This is a genomic window from Pseudomonas sp. RT6P73, from assembly GCF_054897715.1.
Genome location: NZ_JBUBUV010000002.1, coordinates 1741844 through 1758716, shown reverse-complemented (window position 1 = coordinate 1758716; position 16873 = coordinate 1741844). Strand labels below are relative to the sequence as shown.

The 16873-nt window shown below is 58.9% G+C and carries 15 protein-coding genes and 1 pseudogene; 7 read left to right on the top strand and 9 right to left on the bottom strand.

The window, feature by feature from the left end:
- Positions 1 to 177 precede the first annotated feature (177 nt).
- Positions 178 to 1695, bottom strand: coding sequence for a nucleobase:cation symporter-2 family protein (locus ACYZT6_RS08615; RefSeq protein WP_462026512.1), 1518 nt, complete (start codon positions 1693 to 1695; stop codon positions 178 to 180).
- A 255-nt stretch (positions 1696 to 1950) separates the two neighbouring features.
- Here ACYZT6_RS08615 and ACYZT6_RS08610 point away from each other — a divergent pair, with 255 nt between their 5' ends.
- Complete coding sequence (locus ACYZT6_RS08610; RefSeq protein ID WP_462026511.1) at positions 1951 to 2232, top strand: BrnT family toxin; 282 nt, start codon at positions 1951 to 1953, stop codon at positions 2230 to 2232.
- A 3-nt stretch (positions 2233 to 2235) separates the two neighbouring features.
- Positions 2236 to 2568 carry a BrnA antitoxin family protein gene (locus ACYZT6_RS08605; RefSeq protein ID WP_462026510.1) on the top strand — a complete coding sequence of 111 codons (333 nt, stop codon included), beginning with the start codon at positions 2236 to 2238 and terminating at the stop codon, positions 2566 to 2568.
- Between the two features lie 69 nt (positions 2569 to 2637).
- Here the strand turns inward: ACYZT6_RS08605 and ACYZT6_RS08600 are convergent, their stop codons facing one another.
- The 3 genes from ACYZT6_RS08600 to ACYZT6_RS08590 form a co-directional block, all read right to left on the bottom strand.
- Positions 2638 to 3465, bottom strand: a complete 828-nt coding sequence (locus ACYZT6_RS08600) for an arylamine N-acetyltransferase family protein (protein ID WP_462026509.1) — start codon at positions 3463 to 3465, stop codon at positions 2638 to 2640.
- 112 nt (positions 3466 to 3577) lie between these two features.
- Positions 3578 to 4372, bottom strand: coding sequence for an exodeoxyribonuclease III (locus ACYZT6_RS08595; RefSeq protein ID WP_462026508.1), 795 nt, complete (start codon positions 4370 to 4372; stop codon positions 3578 to 3580).
- Positions 4373 to 4472: 100 nt separating this feature from the next.
- On the bottom strand, positions 4473 to 7043 hold the full coding sequence (locus ACYZT6_RS08590) for a bifunctional diguanylate cyclase/phosphodiesterase (RefSeq protein ID WP_462026507.1): 2571 nt from the start codon (positions 7041 to 7043) through the stop codon (positions 4473 to 4475).
- A 171-nt stretch (positions 7044 to 7214) separates the two neighbouring features.
- Here ACYZT6_RS08590 and ACYZT6_RS08585 point away from each other — a divergent pair, with 171 nt between their 5' ends.
- Positions 7215 to 7799: a GNAT family N-acetyltransferase gene (locus ACYZT6_RS08585; RefSeq protein ID WP_462029919.1), complete on the top strand. Its 585-nt coding sequence runs from the start codon at positions 7215 to 7217 to the stop codon at positions 7797 to 7799.
- A gap of 663 nt (positions 7800 to 8462) precedes the next feature.
- Here the strand turns inward: ACYZT6_RS08585 and ACYZT6_RS08580 are convergent.
- The 4 genes from ACYZT6_RS08580 to ACYZT6_RS08565 form a co-directional block, all read right to left on the bottom strand.
- Positions 8463 to 9032, bottom strand: coding sequence for a DUF1254 domain-containing protein (locus ACYZT6_RS08580; protein WP_462026506.1), 570 nt, complete (start codon positions 9030 to 9032; stop codon positions 8463 to 8465).
- A 142-nt stretch (positions 9033 to 9174) separates the two neighbouring features.
- Positions 9175 to 10746 (bottom strand): sensor domain-containing diguanylate cyclase, encoded by a 1572-nt coding sequence (locus ACYZT6_RS08575; RefSeq protein ID WP_462026505.1) that lies wholly within the window; start codon positions 10744 to 10746, stop codon positions 9175 to 9177.
- 65 nt (positions 10747 to 10811) lie between these two features.
- Positions 10812 to 11603 carry an aldolase gene (locus tag ACYZT6_RS08570; RefSeq protein ID WP_462026504.1) on the bottom strand — a complete coding sequence of 264 codons (792 nt, stop codon included), beginning with the start codon at positions 11601 to 11603 and terminating at the stop codon, positions 10812 to 10814.
- A 19-nt stretch (positions 11604 to 11622) separates the two neighbouring features.
- On the bottom strand, positions 11623 to 12327 hold the full coding sequence (locus ACYZT6_RS08565) for a haloacid dehalogenase type II (RefSeq protein ID WP_462026503.1): 705 nt from the start codon (positions 12325 to 12327) through the stop codon (positions 11623 to 11625).
- Between the two features lie 108 nt (positions 12328 to 12435).
- Between ACYZT6_RS08565 and ACYZT6_RS08560 the strand changes: the two genes are divergently transcribed.
- A complete protein-coding gene (locus ACYZT6_RS08560) occupies positions 12436 to 13284 on the top strand; it encodes a LysR substrate-binding domain-containing protein (protein WP_462026502.1) in 849 nt (282 codons plus the stop codon).
- A gap of 111 nt (positions 13285 to 13395) precedes the next feature.
- Positions 13396 to 13863: a hypothetical protein gene (locus ACYZT6_RS08555; RefSeq protein WP_462026501.1), complete on the top strand. Its 468-nt coding sequence runs from the start codon at positions 13396 to 13398 to the stop codon at positions 13861 to 13863.
- A gap of 49 nt (positions 13864 to 13912) precedes the next feature.
- Here the strand turns inward: ACYZT6_RS08555 and ACYZT6_RS08550 are convergent, their stop codons facing one another.
- A complete protein-coding gene (locus ACYZT6_RS08550) occupies positions 13913 to 15664 on the bottom strand; it encodes a L,D-transpeptidase family protein (RefSeq protein WP_462026500.1) in 1752 nt (583 codons plus the stop codon).
- 81 nt (positions 15665 to 15745) lie between these two features.
- Between ACYZT6_RS08550 and ACYZT6_RS08545 the strand changes: the two genes are divergently transcribed.
- Entirely contained in the window at positions 15746 to 16450 is a 705-nt protein-coding gene (locus ACYZT6_RS08545; RefSeq protein ID WP_462026499.1) for a murein L,D-transpeptidase catalytic domain family protein, read from the top strand.
- A gap of 110 nt (positions 16451 to 16560) precedes the next feature.
- Positions 16561 to 16812 (top strand): annotated as a pseudogene (locus ACYZT6_RS08540) (copper oxidase); the annotation flags it as partial.
- Positions 16813 to 16873: the final 61 nt, after the last annotated feature.

Below are 16873 nucleotides of genomic sequence, written 5' to 3'. Positions count from 1 at the left end.
CTGTGTCATCCCTCTTAACGGGCTTCACCCTGTCCTTGAAATACAAAACGCCCGATGCGGTGCATCGGGCGTTGGGGTGAAACAGGTGTAAACCTATTTCAGGACTAGACACTGTCAGAAAATCAAAAGGCCGATCTGTCTAATCTACAGATCGGCCTTTTTTAACCCATTTACCTATCAGACATGCTCACTGCTTTTAGCATGAGCCGCTCGATGCTCGCTCGAATCATGAGCCGCTTCCTCCACCGGGATCTCATTCCCGTCGCAGTCACGCAGTTTGCCTTCGCTGAAGTAATCCCCTTCACGCAACGCTGCCAGGTCCTGGTAACGCAGAACCCGCTCAGTACCGGCCGCAAACACCGATTGCTGATCCGAGTTACCGGCGGTGAGGTGGTTGAAGGTCAGGTTGAGCACGATGGCCATGATCGCCGAGGAGCTGATGCCCGAGTGGAAGATGGTCGCGAACCAGCTGGGGAAGTGGTCGTAGAAGTTCGGTGCGGCGATCGGGATCATGCCGAACCCGATGGAGGTGGCGACGATGATCAGGTTGACGTTGTTGCGGTAATCAACCTTGGACAACGTGCGAATGCCACTGGCCGCCACGGTGCCGAACAGCACGATGCCAGCACCACCCAGTACCGAAGTCGGTACCGCGGCGATGACCCGGCCCATGAACGGCAGCAAACCGAGTATCACCAGGAACAAACCGCCGGTGGCAACCACGAAACGACTCTTGATGCCGGTCACGGCCACCAGCCCGACGTTCTGGGCGAAGGCGCTTTGGGTGAAGGAGCCGAAGATCGGCGCGATCATGCTCGACAGCATGTCGGCGCGCAGGCCGTTGCCCAAACGTTTCGAGTCAACCTTGGTGTCGATGATTTCACCGACGGCGAGGATGTCCGCCGAGGTTTCCACCAGGGTCACCATGACCACGATGCACATCGACAGGATCGCGGCAAAGTGGAACGTCGGCATGCCGAAGTGGAACGGCGTCGGGAAGCCGAACATCGGGCCTTGCGTGACCGACGAGAAGTCCGCCATGCCGAGGAACACCGCGATGATCGTGCCGATGACCATCGCCAGCAGGATCGACAATCGGGAGATGGTCGCGCTGCCGATTTTGCTCAGCAGCAGGACCAGCACCAGAGTCACCGCCGCCAGGCCGATGTTTGCCATGCTGCCGAAGTCCGGGGCATGACTGTTGCCGCCCATGGCCCAGCGTGCGGCCACTGGCATCAGCGTCAGGCCGATGGTGGTGATCACGATACCCGTCACCAGCGGCGGGAAGAACTTGGTAATTCGCGAGAACACCGGCGTGATCAGCAAACCGATCAACGATGCGGCGATCACCGCCCCGAGAATCGACTGAAAGCCGCCCTCCCCGCCGCTGCTGACAATCGCCACCATCGTCGCAACGCCCGAGAACGACACGCCCTGTACCAGCGGCAACTGACACCCGAAAAACGGTAAACCGAGGGTTTGCAGTAATGTCGCCAAGCCCCCCGCAAACAATGAAGCAGCAATCAACAAACCGATGTCCGCCGGCGAGAGCCCGGCCGCCTGGCCGATGATCAAAGGCACCGCGACGATGCCGCCGTACATGGTCAGAACATGTTGCAGGCCGTAAGCCATATTCGCGCCGACCCCGAGGCTTTCGTCCTCAGGCCGTTGGTGTGAAACATGGGGCGTTTTCATGGTTGGGGGGTTCCCTGGTTTTTTGTTATGCGCACACTGTATGCAAGACTCAGGACAAATGTCTATAGAGTTGTATACAACCAGTCAGTCAGATTATGGACATATGTCCATGCTGCCCTTTACCCGCGCGGTTTCCCCCTCAAAAAAATCTTGAAATACAACCGACCTTCGCCTTCTCCCCTGCCCGCTAGTCTTTTCCATTCCAAGCGACCGCCGGCACGGACGCCTCTCGCTTATACATATAAAGTATGCATAATGAAGTCATTCGAAATTCAGTATCACAAGGCAAAAAACGCGGCCAACAAATTAAAGCACCAAGGCATCAGCCTCGCCGAAACAGAAGCTGTGTTTTATGACGAACGAGCACTGACGATTCAGGACGACCATCATGATGAGCAGCGGTGGATCATCATGGGGATGGATGCCAAGGCTCGTTTGCTGGTCGTTGTGTACACCTATCGCGATCCGAATTTCGTTCGAATCATTTCCGCGCGTATCGCTAACAAAAACGAGCGTCGCCGCTATATGGAGGATTGACCGATGAAAGACGAATACGACTTCAGCAATGCCAAGCGTGGAGCGGTTGCCTCCAGCAAGGGTAAAACCCGAATTACCATCATGCTCGATGATGTCGTCATCGAAGCGGCACGCGCCGTGGCTGAGAGCGAGGGGTATGGCTATCAAACGGTGATCAACAACACTCTGCGCCAGGCGTTACTCAGAGAGAGAGACAAAACCGCAACAGCCGATCAGTACACCGCAGTTGCTAATGCAGGACATTTCAAAGACGGGATAACGGCTTCCGAGCTTAAAAGTCTGGAGAAAAAACTGTCAGAGGTGCTCAGCGAAATCCATCGCGTGATGAAGCCTTGAGTTTCGCCCCAGAGAAAAAAGGCAAAGCTATCAAGCCTGCCCCTTTTCTCTTTGTGTGCGACAAGACGCCTACGTCGACTCGATCAACCGCCCAAGCACTCGCCTCAACCCCGCATGCTCCGGCACCCGAATCCCGAACTCACCCTCCAGCAATCCAATCAATTCCTCCACATCGGTCACTTGCCGCCGTTCGCTCTCGGCACCCACCCGATGAATCGCAAAACTGCCGTTGTTCAACGTGCGCCTCCAGCCATCCCCGGTGCGCGCGACCATCAGTTGCTTGGCAAACGACGATTCGGGATAGGTCGAGACGTACCAGTTGCCGACGGCGTAATCGATGTCTTCCTGGCGTTGCAGGTCGAAGATGTACATCGGCCGCCACTCGCCGCTTACGTTGGCGCGCAGCGTGTAGCCGTCTCCATGCTGCTCAATCCGATACGGTTCGTGGGGCGTGAGCTGTGCGGTATCGGTGTCGAGCATGAGCGGTGCGGTGGGCACCATGCCGCCGAAGCCGACGTCGGTGATGTAGCGCACGCCGTCCAGAGTGACCAGGCTCAAGCGGTGCGTGCGGGCGGTCCATGCGCCTTCGGGATGGCCCATGACCACTCGGCCGGTGATGCCCCGTGCGTCGAAGCCCAACTCCTGGAGCAACGCCAGAAACGCGCAGTTGAGTTCGTAGCAGTAACCGCCGCGCCCCTCGTGCAGAATTTTCTGTTCGATGGAGGGCAGGTCGATGAGTACCGGTTCGCCGGACAGCGTGGTGAGGTTTTCGAACGGGAAGGCCCCGGTGTGGCGTAGCTGAAGTTGGCGCAGGGTGTCCAGGGTCGGCGCCGGGGGCGCGTCGAAACCCAGGCGTTGCAGGTATAACGCACGGTTTGTCAGGCGTGGCTCGCTCATTGCTCGGTCCTTATGCATGGGGCCGCGGATCTCTCCGCCGATGGGCGCCATGTATAAGGGATAAAGCGGTCCGACTGACAATTGATTTAGCCAATCGCCCACCCTCTGAACATCAACGCCGTTTGCGCGAACTCAGGCGAATCCACGTCGGCGCGTGATCGCTGGCATGCGGTTCATTGCGAACCCAAGCATCGACCCCGGCCTCATGCAGATATGGACTCAACGCCGGGTTGAGCAACAGATGATCGATGCGTAACCCCGAGTTTTTCTGCCAGTGCTGCCGGAAATAGTCCCAGAAGGTGTAGAGCCGATCCTCCGGGTACAGATGACGCAGGGAATCGGTCCAGCCCTGATCCAGCAAGCGTTGGTAACACTCGCGACTTTCCGGTTGCAGCAAGGCATCCTTGAGCCACGAGCGCGGGTTGTAGATGTCCAGGTCGGTGGGCACGACGTTGTAGTCGCCGGCCAGCACCACCGGGTGTTCGCTGCCTTGGAGGTCCTTGGCATAAGCAATCAGCCGCTCGAACCACGCCAGTTTGTAGTCGAACTTCGGCCCGGGCTGCGGATTGCCGTTGGGCAAATACAGGCAGCCCACCAGAACCCCGTGTACCGCGGCCTCCAAATAGCGGCTATGCGTGTCGGCGTCGTCACCCGGCAAACCGCGCCGGCTCTCCAACGGTTGCGCATCACGCGCCAGAATCGCCACCCCGTTCCACGACGACTGACCTTGCCAGATTGCGCCGTAGCCAACGGCCTCAAGCTCGGCGGCGGGGAATGCGCTGTCGACCGACTTGAGCTCCTGCAAACAGGCAATGTCCGGTTTTTCTCGCTCAAGCCACGCCAGCAAATTAGGCAGTCGGGCACGCATGCCGTTGACGTTGAAGGTGGCGATTTTCAGATTTTTCATAGGCCGAGGCTCGCAACGGATGGACGTTATCCAGTTGTGACCGGAGGGACGTCATTGCAGTTGCCACGACAGACGAAACAGGCGACTAAAGGTCCACTCCTTACACCGGATGCTCGTCATGCGATGCCTTGAGCAATGGCAACAGCGCCTGATTTTCCATGGGCCGGCTGAGGTAGAAACCCTGCACCTCATGACACTCGTCAGAGATCAGGAAATCCAGTTGCTCCAGCGTCTCGACGCCTTCTGCGGTCACGGTCAGGCCCATGGCCTTGCCCAGATTGATGATCGCCTGCACCACCGCGCGATCGTTACCGGCGCCGCTCATGGACGAGATGAAACGCTTGTCGATCTTGATCCCGTCGAACGGATACGTGCGCAGGTAACCCAGCGATGAATAACCGGTGCCGAAGTCGTCCATGTTCAGCCGCACACCCAGCTCCTTCAGTGCGTTCATGGTCGCGAGAGCGCCGTCGACGTCGTTGAGCATCACGTTCTCGGTGATCTCCAGTTCCAGACGACTGGCCGGCAAACGGCTCAGGATCAAAGCTTCCCTGACATCTTCGACCACGTCACTGCGCACGAACTGCACGGGAGACAGGTTGACCGACACCATCAGCTCACCCGGCCAGGTCAGCGCCGTCTCGCAAGCTTCACGTAAAACCCAGCGCCCCAAGGGCACGATCAGGTCGGTCTGCTCGGCCAACGGAATAAACGCATCGGGGCTCAGCAGTCCCTGCACTGGATGCTGCCAGCGCAGCAACGCTTCGACCGAGACGATCTGCTTGCCATCGACGTGATAACGGGGCTGATAGTGCATCACGAACTCGTTGTTCTTGATCGCCTGGCGCAGGTCGTTTTCGAGTTTGCGGCGATGCTGGATCTGATCGTTCATGTGCGGCGCAAAATAGCACCAGGTCTTCTTGCCATCGGATTTGGCCTGATACAGCGCGATGTCGGCACACCGAATCAGCTCCTCCGGCATGTGCCCCTGACGCCGGCTCAAGGCGATACCGATGCTCGCGCCGATGTGCAGGGTGTGATGGTCATAGTGGATCGGCTGGTGCAGGCTTTCGAGGATACGTTCGCAAATCCGGTCGATTTCCGTGTGGATGTCCATGCCATTGAGCACCAGCACAAACTCGTCGCCGCCCAGTCGTGCGACCAGATCGATGTCCCGCGTGCACTCACGCAAACGGGTGGCCACCTCCAGCAGTACCGCATCGCCGGCCGGGTGGCCGAGGGAATCATTGATCGGCTTGAAGTTGTCCAGATCGATCATCAATAACGTCAGCGGCGCCGAATGTTCCTTCAGCACCAAAGCGTCTTCGAGGTAACGCGCCAGTTTGTTGCGATTGGGCAGGCCGGTCAGCGCGTCGTGCAACGACAGATGCTGGATCTGGGCATGTGCGGCGACTTCGTCGGTGATGTCACTGGCCGTTCCACGGTAACCCAGCACCGCGCCTTTGCTGTGGATCGGTCGGGCCGACACCCGGCAGACACGTTGCTGCCCCGACTGGTCGCGATAGGAACAACGCAGATGACTGACGCTGTGTTCTTCGTCGAGCTTGTTCAGCCACAGTGACAACGGCGTGGTGTCGCAATACAACAACTGCTCGATGTCCTGCCCCAGCCATTGCTGATCGGAAAAACCGGTCACTGCACCGAAGCGCCCTGACAGGTACGTAATGCGATGCTTGTCATCGATTTCCCAGATCCAGTCGGAAGCGGCCTCGGCCACCGCACGAAAACGCTCTTCACTGGCCTCCAGCGCCTGATTCGATAAATCCAGGTTGATGTAACTGGCATCCACATGCCCCGACGTGCGCAACACATAACGAAAGAACCAAGCCGTCAACAACGCCAGAATCAACAGCGCGCCACCCAGTGGCGGCAGCAGTGACCAGAGAAGCTGATGGCCTGGCTGTTGGAGCCGCGAGACCAGGCTATAACCGGTGCCCGTGAGGGCCACCGCGGGCTGACCTGGCGCGAGGGTGTTGTCAGGCGCGAGGCTCAAGTCATGCAAACCATAATCGGCACTCAAGGCGCTGAGCTTTTCCGGGCTCAATTGATCGATGAACACCAGCACCGAGGTGCTTAGGGGATCGACCGCAGGCCTTTCGTCATTGGGCACGATCGCGGCAGCCGTCAACAGCGCGGGCTGGCCCTCGAACAGCGTGAAGCGGCTGACGGGGACGAGCAGGCTTTCCTGACCCTGAACCTCCTTGATCAATTCCGTCATCGATATCGTAAGACGGGCCGCCGCATCATCCTGCACCTGCAGGCCACGCACCGTGGCGTATTTGGTTCGCAGGTGATCGACCACAAAGACACTGTCGTAGTGGTCCATGGTGTACAAGGTTTTACCCATGTTCTGCTCGACGTAAGCCCACTGCACATCGACTTCACCGTTGAGACGGTCGTAGGCGGTGGTCCAGGTGGCATAACTGGCGACGTAATTTTTCGAGGCTGTAATGCGGTTTTCCAGCGCGCGCTGGGTGTAGAACGTGGTCTTGGCCAGATCCTGGGCGTCGAGCCGGCCAGCAATATTGAACAAGGCAACCAGGGCGATCACTACCCCCAGTACAAATACCAGCCCGACGGACCAGACCAGGCTCCGTGTAATCGGCGTATGGCGCCCGGGGGCAGCGGTGGTCGTGGCGGTCAATTCCATGCATGGGATCCTGTAATCGATTGCCTGATCGGGGGGGCATGACAGGCAAGCGTCCATTGACCATAGCAGCCATGGTCCGTCATCGCGCCACGACTATTGCCAATCGACGGCCGCTACCCTGTAATGGCGCGCATTGCCCGCGAACCTTTTTACGCCGAGAACGCCTCGCTCATGGACACCCTGGAAGGTCAACGAATCACCCTGCGCGCCCTGCAAACCGGCGATGCCGATGCGCTGGTCAACGCCGCGCGGGATGGCGAATTGTGGAACCTGACGGTCACCGTCGTGCCCTCCCCGACGACGGTCGATGGCTACTTGAAGAAAGCCCTCGACGGCCGCGATGCAGGAACGGTCATGCCCTTCGTGATCGTGCTCAAGGACACCGGCGAGGTCATTGGTTCGACACGCTTCTGGAAAATCGACCGCCTCAATCGCAAGCTTGAAATCGGCAGCAGCTGGATCTCTGCGCGCTGGCAGAAAACGTTCGTCAACACCGAGGCCAAATACCTGATGTTGCGTTACGCCTTCGACGTGCTGGACTGCGTTCGGGTGCAATTCACCACCGATGAAAACAACCAGAAGTCACGCGATGCGATCCTGCGGCTCGGCGCGCAACAGGAAGGCATCGTGCGCCACGAACGGATCATGCCGGACGGACGCAAGCGCAACTCGGTGCGGTTCAGCATCATTGATGAGGAGTGGCCGCTGGTGCGGGAGAATCTTGAGAAAAAACTGACTGAATACAGCACTCGTTAACACCACATACCACTGTGGGAGCGAGCTTGCTCGCGATGGCGGTGTGTCAGGCGACATCAATGTTGACCGATCCGCCGCCATCGCGAGCAGGCTCGCTCCCACAGTGATGGAATTGCACACACTTTCTGTGACCGGCCTAGCGACCTCGAGACCTCGAGACCAGCGCGCCATCGACCATTCGTCATCCCGCCAACACCCACCGCCCTCCCCGTCACACCATCAGCAGGTAACGACTCATCTTAGGAGACGTGCGCTGATGAACATCAAAATCACCACGCTGTTGTTGCCAGGCTTGCTGGCCGCAGCAATAGGCACCACTTTCGCGGCCTCCGGCGATAACGCTGACGCGACCGAGACCAGGTCCTGGTATGGCGGAGGCTCAAACATGGCGCCCAGTAACTATCCCGACCAACCCTCGCACCGATATACCCCCGACCGGGGCAAAGGCGGATATGGCTCATCGAGAGAGGGCAATGGTGGAAATGCCGGTGCCAGCGGTTCTGGTGCGGGCGGCGGCACGGGCGCTGCCGGCGGTGGGACCGGCGGTGCAGGAGGCGGGACGGGCAGCTGGACGCGTAGAAGCAACCAATGACGGAAAATCTTCGGCTGCTTTCTATTCAGTGTCCTTAACGTAGTTGCCTCGGACCGTCATAGTGTCGGCGCTCATCGACCCGCCGTGACCACACGGATTGCAATCTCCGGGTCGACCGGCTCGGTTCTTTTGCCGATTTGCGATAGCGGCGTCACGGTGTAGCCCGCCTGAATCCTGTTCACCGTCGCATAACCCTCCGCCCCGCTGACGTCGGTACGACCGATGACCCAGACGAAGGGCGTGGGCGCCGGCAAATGATTCAGCCCTGCCGGTACCGCTCCGGTCCATCCCGGTGGCGTCACCAGAAACTCACTGGCCTGTGTGCCCGTCGCATATCCACCCGGCAACACGAACACATCGCTCCACATGTCGAGCATTGGCAACACGTATAAATGCCCGGCGGTTTCCGGCGCGGTAATCACCAGCGGCTCCTTTGTCAAATCGAGCCAGGCGATGGAATACAGCGTGTCGACATTCGACTGCAACACGGCTTTGAAATCTTCGGACGGGTACTGCGGCACAGTCACAAAGGCGTTGGCGTCTTGCGGCGTGACTTTCGATTGAGCCTGGCTAGCCAGCGGCAAAACAACGGAAACTGCAAGGGATAGAGCAACGGCTGTCAATGCTTGAGGTATCAACATTTTGGCGATCGTCCGTGCTGTGGGGAGATCTGCCGGGTTCGACAGAGCTACCGGAACTCTAGACGATCAAAACAGACGGAACTGTCAGGGAGACAGACGGACGTTCGACTGTTGCAGGCCTGAAACAACTACACGAAATAACTCAACGATCGGAGCGCATCAGCGCCTCCACGCCGCCCTCCATCGACAACACAGCCGCACGGTTACGACCCGAATGCTTGGCCTGATACAACGCCGCATCCGCTCGTTCGATGAACACTTCGATGCTGTCACGCCCGGTCGGCACAAACGCGTAACAGCCAAGACTGACCGTCACATAACCTGTGGGGGAACCGCTGTGGGTGATGTTCTTGTCCATGACGCTGCGGCGAATCTGTTCGGCAATCACCATTGCACCGTGAAGGTCGGTGTCGGGCAGCAACACCGCAAATTCCTCACCGCCATAACGCACCGCCAGATCGGCTTTGCGATGGCAGCAACCCTTGACCGCACGCGCCACTTCAGCCAGGCAATGGTCCCCCGCCACGTGACCGTAAGCATCGTTATAGCGTTTGAAGTAATCGATATCGAGCATGATCAGGCTCAGCGAACTCGACTGCCGGGCGCCTCGGCCAAACTCGATGTCCAGCGCCTGCTCGAACAGCCGGCGATTGGCCAGGCCTGTCAGGCTGTCGTGAGTCGCGATCAGCCTCAGTGCTTCTTTCGCCTTGCGCAAATCGGCCTCGACCTGCACGCCGACGCGCACTTGGCGAACGAACACCCAACCGAACAGGCCCACACCCAACACCACCAACGCAACGATGAAGCTGGATTGAAACGCCGTCTCGTTCCATTCCTTGAGAATCGAATCCCTGGACGATGCCGCCGACACCACCAGCGGATAGGCGTCGAGCTGACGGTAGCCATACAAACGCACAACCCCATCGACCACCGAGCTGATCATCGCGTTGCCGGCGGGCGCGCCGGGCAAGTACTTCTGAAAGATTTCGCCCTTGGCCAGAGACGTGCCGATCTGCGATTCCACAAACGGCCGTCGCGCCAGCAACGTTCCGTCGGTCAACGCCAAAAACACCGAGCCGTTGTCATCAATGCTGAAGCTTTTGAAGAACTGATCGAAGTAGGCCATTTTGATTCCGGCCAACACCACGCCCTGGAAGTTGCCGTTCTTGTCGTTCACCCGTTTGGATACCGGAATGATCCACTCGCCATTCTCCCGACTGCGAAGCGCCGGCCCGATGTGCGCGAGGGTGGACGCGTTCTGCTGGTGGAACTTGAAGTACTCCCGATCCGACACACCCGGACCACGGTTCAAATCCTCGAACGAGGTCACGATCCACTGCCCTTGCTTGTCGAACAGAAATATTCCGTGCAATTGATCCAGCGCCTGCACCCGCCGGGCGAAGGTTTTCTGCAAGCGAGGCTTTTGTGCCGCGCCGTAGCCATCGGCCTGAATCCAGTCCACCAGACTGGTCAACACAAGGTCGGCTTTCATGAAGGTGTCTTCGGCCTGCTGCGCCATGGCGCGAGTCAGGTTCGACGACGAGACTTGCGCCACGTCCAGCGCGTGACGGCGCGATTGCTCCAGCTGCAGGTAAAGCAGACCACAGAGACAGAGGCACACCGTCGCGATAAACAGCACCGCTGCCTTGAGCAGAGATAACCGTTTTAAAGCGCCGCCAGGGGTTTCGTGCGGGTCTTGAGTGAGGATAGGCAAAAGCTCGTCCTGTAAGGGCAAGGCATGGGCAAAGGCCCAAAGCCCTTATATTTTGTGAGCTTAGTCTACGCGGGGGTGGGGGGCAATTGTCCTTTGGATAGCCGCCGCATCGCACTGTGCAAATGCGCCCGCGCGCTTTCGGCATCGCCCAGGCGCATTTGCTCGTAGGCCCTTTGGGCAATTTCATGGGGCACCGGCTTGAGTTCGCGCTGGGTCGCCATTGCCATCAGTTGCACTTGCGCGGCACGTTCCAGGTAATACAAATCATCCCAGGCTTCGGCGATGGTCGGCCCGGCGACGATGACGCCGTGGTTCTTGAGGAACAGGATGTCGGCGTTACCCATGACGCTGGCAATCCGGTCGCCTTCGGATTCATCGAGGGCCAGGCCGTTGTAGTCCTCGTCCACCGCCGTGCGGCCGTAAAACTTCAGCGCCGTCTGACCCAGCCACAGCAGCGGCGGCCCCTGCAGCAAGCACAACGCCGTGGCGTGAGGCATGTGGGTGTGGAACGCCACTTTCACCCTCGGCAGCTGTTTATGCAGTCGGGCATGGATGTAAAACGCGGTCGCCTCGGGCTGCCCGTCACCGTCCACGACATTGCCATGGAAGTCGCACACCAGCAGATTTTGCGCCGTCACCTCGGCGAACGCGTACCCGTAGGGATTCACAAAAAACAGATCATCCCGGCCCGGCACCATCGCCGAAAAATGGTTGCAGATGCCCTCCTCCAGACCCTGCAGCGCGGCCAGTTGAAAACACGCGGCCAACTCTGTGCGGGCAGTGATGGAGGCTTGCGAATCCAGGTTGAGGTCGGCATAACGCGCGGAACGCGAACTGCCTGCAAGGGTGTGTGCCATGGCGAAGTCTCCGTGTTTTTTACCAGCCGAGAGAAGTAAACAAGGGCACGACCTGATCCAGCGTGCTCAATATCGCATCGGGCTGATAGTCCGGCAGCAATTGCCGACCCGTGCCGCGGTCGATCCACACGCAGCGAAAGTGCATGTCCCGGGCGGCGGTGTGATCCAGCGTCGGGCTGGCGCAGATGTGGACCACTTGATCACGGCTGACACCGAGCTGTTCATGAGCGTAGTCAAACAACCGCGGATTCGGCTTGTAAGCCCCCGCCTGTTGCGCGGTGATGACCCGGTCGATATGCCCGCCGAGTTGCGCGACGTTGCCGGCGATGATGTCGTCGTCGGTGTTGGAGACGATGCACAGCTTGAAGCCCATCGCCTTGAGTTTTCCGAGTGTCTCGATCACTTCCGGAAACGGCGGCATCCGCGGAATCGCCCCGGCCAACCGCTGACTGTCTTCGGGCAGGCTCGCCAACCCCAACTCCTCCAGCGCGAGTTGCAACCCGAGCGTGCTCAGTTGGCGAAACGAGCGATGCGGCGGAATCTGCTCCAGCCGGTGTTCATGCCGGTCGTAGACCTCGATCAGGCGATCGGCTTTAACGGTGTGATCGCCCTTGTCGTTCAATATTTCGGCGACCACGGCTTTCAAGCCTTCATCCCACTGGATCAACGTACCGTAGCAATCGAAGGTCAGCCATTCGGGGCGCGAGGTGTTTTTGAGCGTCATGTTTATGTCCTCTGAAGGGTGAGCTTCAGATTACGAGCCCTTGGTGATAGTGTGAAATTAAATTAATATCGACTCGTCAGTGGCAAATCAAATATCAAGGAGACCGCCATGCTCGATCTTGAACTGCTCAAGACCTTCGTCTGCGTGGTCGATGAAGGTAGCTTCACCCGCGCCGCCGAACGCGTGCATCGAACCCAATCCACCGTGAGCCAGCAGGTTCGCAAACTGGAAGAGTTGGTCGGTCATCCCCTGCTGCTGCGCGACCGGACTGGCCAGAACATCAACGTCACCGAGCATGGCGAACTGCTGATTCACTATGCCCGACGCCTGTTGGCCCTGTCCTCTGAAGCGGTTGAAGCGCTGGCCAGCGACCTCGATCTGGAGATCCTGCGCATCGGCGTGCCGGAAGACTTCGATGCGCGGCGCATGGCCCTGATCCTTGCCGGCTTCAATCGCGCCCGCCCGGAAGCCAGGCTGGAAACCGTCAGCGGTATGAGCACTGATCTGAAGCAGAAACTCGCATCAGGTGAGATCGACATCGCCCTGGTCAAACGCGAACCGGACAGCGGCCCGTGCTGGGCGGCGTGGCCGGAAGTGCTGGTGTGGGTCAAAGGTGCGGGGGTGGACTCGGCCAACGGCGTGTTGCCATTGGCGTTGTTTCCGCAGGGATGCATTTATCGGCAGCGGGCAATCCGCTTGCTGGACGTGGCGCAGCGACCCTGGCGGGTTGCGTTTGGCAGCCACAGTTTGACCGGGATTCAGGCGGCGGTGGCTTCAGGGTTGGGGGTTTCCGTACTGCCAGTGTCGGCGGTGTTGCCCGAGTACAGCGTGTGCACTGATCTGCCGGAGTTGCCGCCGACGGAGTTGGCGTTGATCAGCCGGGAGGGAGCGTTGACCGGGTTGCAGCGGGATCTGGTGGAGTTTTTGCGGGCGGAGTTGGCGGTCTTGGGTAATTGAGTGCTGAGTAGAAATGATTTGTCACGCTTGTGTGGCCGACATGACCCAGGGCAAAGCCTGGATGGCGTTGAAGGAGCTACGATTACTCTTACATCACGACAGGGAATCGAAATGAGTAAGGCAGACGAACTCGCGGCGAAGTTGAAACAAACCCGGCCTTCCAGCGCGGATCAGATGATCGACAGCTGGCCCGGCCAAGTCTACGAGTTGTATGAGCAGATCGAGACGTGGCTGCTGCCAGTGACCGAGGTGGGCCTGGTCCTGCGGCGTAATCCCACGCATGTCTTCGAGTGCGATTCAGAGGGTGCGACTTTCGATTACGCAATCGACCAATTGCTGATCGAAGGCAATGACCACAGCATCACCTTCGACCCTGTTGCGCGCTTCACCGGTGATGGCGCTGGGCGGGTCGAGATTCACTCGAAAGGCAAAGAACTGGCGCTGCTACGCACGGTGGACGAGCATGGCGAAACGCATTGGTGGCTGCAGGCGATTGAGCAGGCCGGACAGCAACTGGATGCGGTTGCGTTGACCGAGCACAACCTGCTGGCGGTGGTGCAAGAAGGACTAGGGCTTTAGAGAGGCGGAACCAAATGGAAAGGGGACGGGCTAAATCAAGCCCACTCCCCTACTGCCGCGCCGGCCCCGCCGCCACCACCGACCCCACCGCCGTGTGCAAATCCAGCACAGGCATTTGCGAAGGCCGGTTCAAGGCCCGCAATACCGGCGCATCGTAGCCATACACATCAGGTTTGAACGCCACTCGCCCGTCACTGCCCAAATCCACCGTCCAGTACGCCAGCAACACCGGCACTTTCACAGGAAGCCGAATGTTCTCGGTCTTGCCGTTAGCCAACTGCTTCTGAATGCCTTCACTATTCCAGCGGACCGGATCGTTGAACAACAACTCCACAAGCTGCAGCGGATTCTCTACCCGTATGCAACCCGAGCTCGTCGCGCGGACGGTCTTGGCAAACAACTCGCGATGCGGTGTGTCGTGGAGGTAAATCGCGTAATCGTTGGGAAACCGGATCACCACCTGACCGAGCGAACTGTCACGCCCGGCGTCCTGGCGCAGAGTGAGGCCGCGCGGATTGGTCCAGTCGACGGTTGACGGATCAAGCACATTACCTTCCCGATCCAGCACTCGAATCCGGTTGGCCGCGAGGTAGCCGGGATTGCTCTGAACCTTCGGCAGCATATCTTCCTTAAGGATCGTCGGCGGTACGGTCCAGGTCGGGTTAAATGTGATGTAGGTAATCTGCGCCTGGAAGATCGGCGTATTGCGAGCCGTTTTACCGACCTGCACCCGGGATCGCCAGATCGGCAGGCCATCGCGGTACATGGCCACCTTGTAGCCGGCGATATCGACGATGACGAACGTGCCCTGGAGTTTGTAGAGCAGCCAACGCGCCCGCTCCATGTTCACCCGTACTTGGTCGATTCGCGCATCCACAGGCACATTCAATGCCGCCAGTGTTGTCGCCCCGGCCATGCCGTCCGCGCCAAGGTATTGCTCGTTTTGATACTTTTTCACCGCTGCGGTGACGGCGCCGTCGTACTTCGTGCCGTGGATCAATCGCGGATCGAGAAAACCCGCCGCGACCATCCGTGCGCGCAACTGCGCGACGGCCGGTTCGTCCATGCCAGGTTTGAGTGAATGGTCGACAACCACTTTCGGCCAACCGCCCCGATCCCGGATACCGCGGAGTTGCGCCAGGGCCTGACGCAAACCGACGTACACCGCTTCTTGCGGCGGCGCCTGGGCAAACGCCTTGGCCACGTCGTGATTGTCGAGCGCAGCGAAGAAGACGTTGACGTCGTCCCGTGGATCGACGCCATTCGAATCAAAATTCCAGTGAATGTCGAGCCGCGAAGGATCGACCTTGCCGCGGCGCAACTGCAGCAGCGCGGTGATGAAAGTATGCGTGGTCGCCAAATCAAACGCCGCCCGCTGCTCGGGCGTTACTGGCGTCGTCTGCATCGTGGCCCGGGAACGGATCAATTCATCGATATGAAAATCCGCCGGGGTCAGACCATCGGCCTCAGTCGCGTTCAGGCTGGCGATCAATTGCTCGACATCGCGGTCATTCGTCCACGCCGCGCGATAGGCACGATGCGTATAAAAATCCATGACCAGACGGCTGACATCCACTCGCCGGTGACGAGGTCCAGTGAGCAGCGGCGGAAACGCGGTTTTCAGCGGCTCAAGCGAGGCCTGAATCGCTTGCCCGACGTTATCGTCCGCTGCAGCCTCGATTATGGAGGTTGGCGCATTTATCGGCTCAATCGGCGACGTTTGCGCAAGCGCTGTGCCGCTGATCAGAAAGCCCATAAAAAATACGCGGCTTATGACGAATAACCTTGTTAAAAGCACCATGAATAATCCTTAATCCCCCGCATTCAATGCTTGGCTTTCAACGCACTGCTAGACTCGAACTTAACATGATGAGACATCTATATGGCGCCACTACGTTTTGGCTATCTGTTTTCGGCCCTGCTACTGACTGCAATGTCCGTACCGTCAGCCTACGCCGATTCGCTCGCGGCCGCCCTCATCAAAGCGGCTCCGAAGGCCAACGCCAACGTCATCAACCTCGCGGTTCGCGCCTCGCAATGCAGCATCGCTCAAGGCGCTGCTCCTGTCCAAAGACTTGCGGTTATTGATTATTCCCTGCCTTCGACCGAACAGCGCCTGTGGGTGTTCGATTTAAAGAAGCGCAAATTGCTGTTTCATGAACTGGTGGCTCACGGTCGAAACAGCGGCGAGAACATGGCGGTCAACTTTTCCAATCAAAACGAAAGCTTCGCTACCAGCCTCGGCTTGTACCGCACACAGTCAAGTTATGTCGGACAGAACGGTTACTCGCTGCGCATGGAAGGCCTGGAACCGGGTTTCAATGACAACGCGTTTGACCGGGCCATCGTGATTCATGGCGCGCCGTATGTGAGTCCGGTCCTGGCCCGTGCGAATGGGCGGATTGGCAGAAGCCTTGGTTGCCCAGCGGTGCGACCGGCGGTTGCTCGTCGGCTGATTGATTCGATGAAGGGTGGGCAGTTGTTGTTTTCCTACTATCCGGATCAGCGTTGGTTGAAGTCGTCTTCTTATATCAATTGTGGCAGCGGCACCGTGGCGTCGACCTCGAAAACGACTGTCCGCAAGTGAACATCGTGTGAATCTGTCAAAACTGTAATTCCCGCCTCAGACGTCTGAAAGCCAGCGCTCATTAGCCTCACCGTCAACTTCTCTCCAAGTTGACGGACCGGGTAAACGGCATGCACTCCAACACCACAAAACGCACTCTTGTTAAGGGACTGGCCGCCGGCGGGTTGCTCGCTGGCCCGGGTTTATGGCGCACGCCTGTCTGGGCCGTCACCAGCGCTGGCGAACCTCAGGTGTTGGCGAGCAGCGATTTCGATCTGTTCAGTAGCGAAATCCCGTCAACTTCACCGGTCATCCTCGCACCGCCATGACCGTCATCGGCAGCCTTCCCGGCCCCGCTGCTGCGTTGGCGAGAAGGTGACACCTAAAGGAAAGTGCGGTTGGAGTTGGTGGTGGAGGTTTGATCGTTGGGCTGGTGGCCTGGTT

Excerpts from the sequence above, each read along its gene's own strand:
- ACYZT6_RS08560 (WP_462026502.1), top strand. The coding sequence starts at position 12,436 with ATGCTCGATCTTGAACTGCTCAAGACCTTCGTCTGCGTGGTCGATGAA.
- ACYZT6_RS08605 (WP_462026510.1), top strand. The coding sequence starts at position 2,236 with ATGAAAGACGAATACGACTTCAGCAATGCCAAGCGTGGAGCGGTTGCC.
- ACYZT6_RS08610 (WP_462026511.1), top strand. The coding sequence starts at position 1,951 with ATGAAGTCATTCGAAATTCAGTATCACAAGGCAAAAAACGCGGCCAAC.
- ACYZT6_RS08545 (WP_462026499.1), top strand. The coding sequence starts at position 15,746 with ATGGCGCCACTACGTTTTGGCTATCTGTTTTCGGCCCTGCTACTGACT.
- ACYZT6_RS08580 (WP_462026506.1), bottom strand. The coding sequence starts at position 9,032 with ATGTTGATACCTCAAGCATTGACAGCCGTTGCTCTATCCCTTGCAGTT.
- ACYZT6_RS08600 (WP_462026509.1), bottom strand. The coding sequence starts at position 3,465 with ATGAGCGAGCCACGCCTGACAAACCGTGCGTTATACCTGCAACGCCTG.
- ACYZT6_RS08555 (WP_462026501.1), top strand. The coding sequence starts at position 13,396 with ATGAGTAAGGCAGACGAACTCGCGGCGAAGTTGAAACAAACCCGGCCT.
- ACYZT6_RS08615 (WP_462026512.1), bottom strand. The coding sequence starts at position 1,695 with ATGAAAACGCCCCATGTTTCACACCAACGGCCTGAGGACGAAAGCCTC.
- ACYZT6_RS08595 (WP_462026508.1), bottom strand. The coding sequence starts at position 4,372 with ATGAAAAATCTGAAAATCGCCACCTTCAACGTCAACGGCATGCGTGCC.
- ACYZT6_RS08565 (WP_462026503.1), bottom strand. The coding sequence starts at position 12,327 with ATGACGCTCAAAAACACCTCGCGCCCCGAATGGCTGACCTTCGATTGC.
- ACYZT6_RS08585 (WP_462029919.1), top strand. The coding sequence starts at position 7,215 with ATGGACACCCTGGAAGGTCAACGAATCACCCTGCGCGCCCTGCAAACC.
- ACYZT6_RS08590 (WP_462026507.1), bottom strand. The coding sequence starts at position 7,043 with ATGGAATTGACCGCCACGACCACCGCTGCCCCCGGGCGCCATACGCCG.
- ACYZT6_RS08550 (WP_462026500.1), bottom strand. The coding sequence starts at position 15,664 with ATGGTGCTTTTAACAAGGTTATTCGTCATAAGCCGCGTATTTTTTATG.
- ACYZT6_RS08570 (WP_462026504.1), bottom strand. The coding sequence starts at position 11,603 with ATGGCACACACCCTTGCAGGCAGTTCGCGTTCCGCGCGTTATGCCGAC.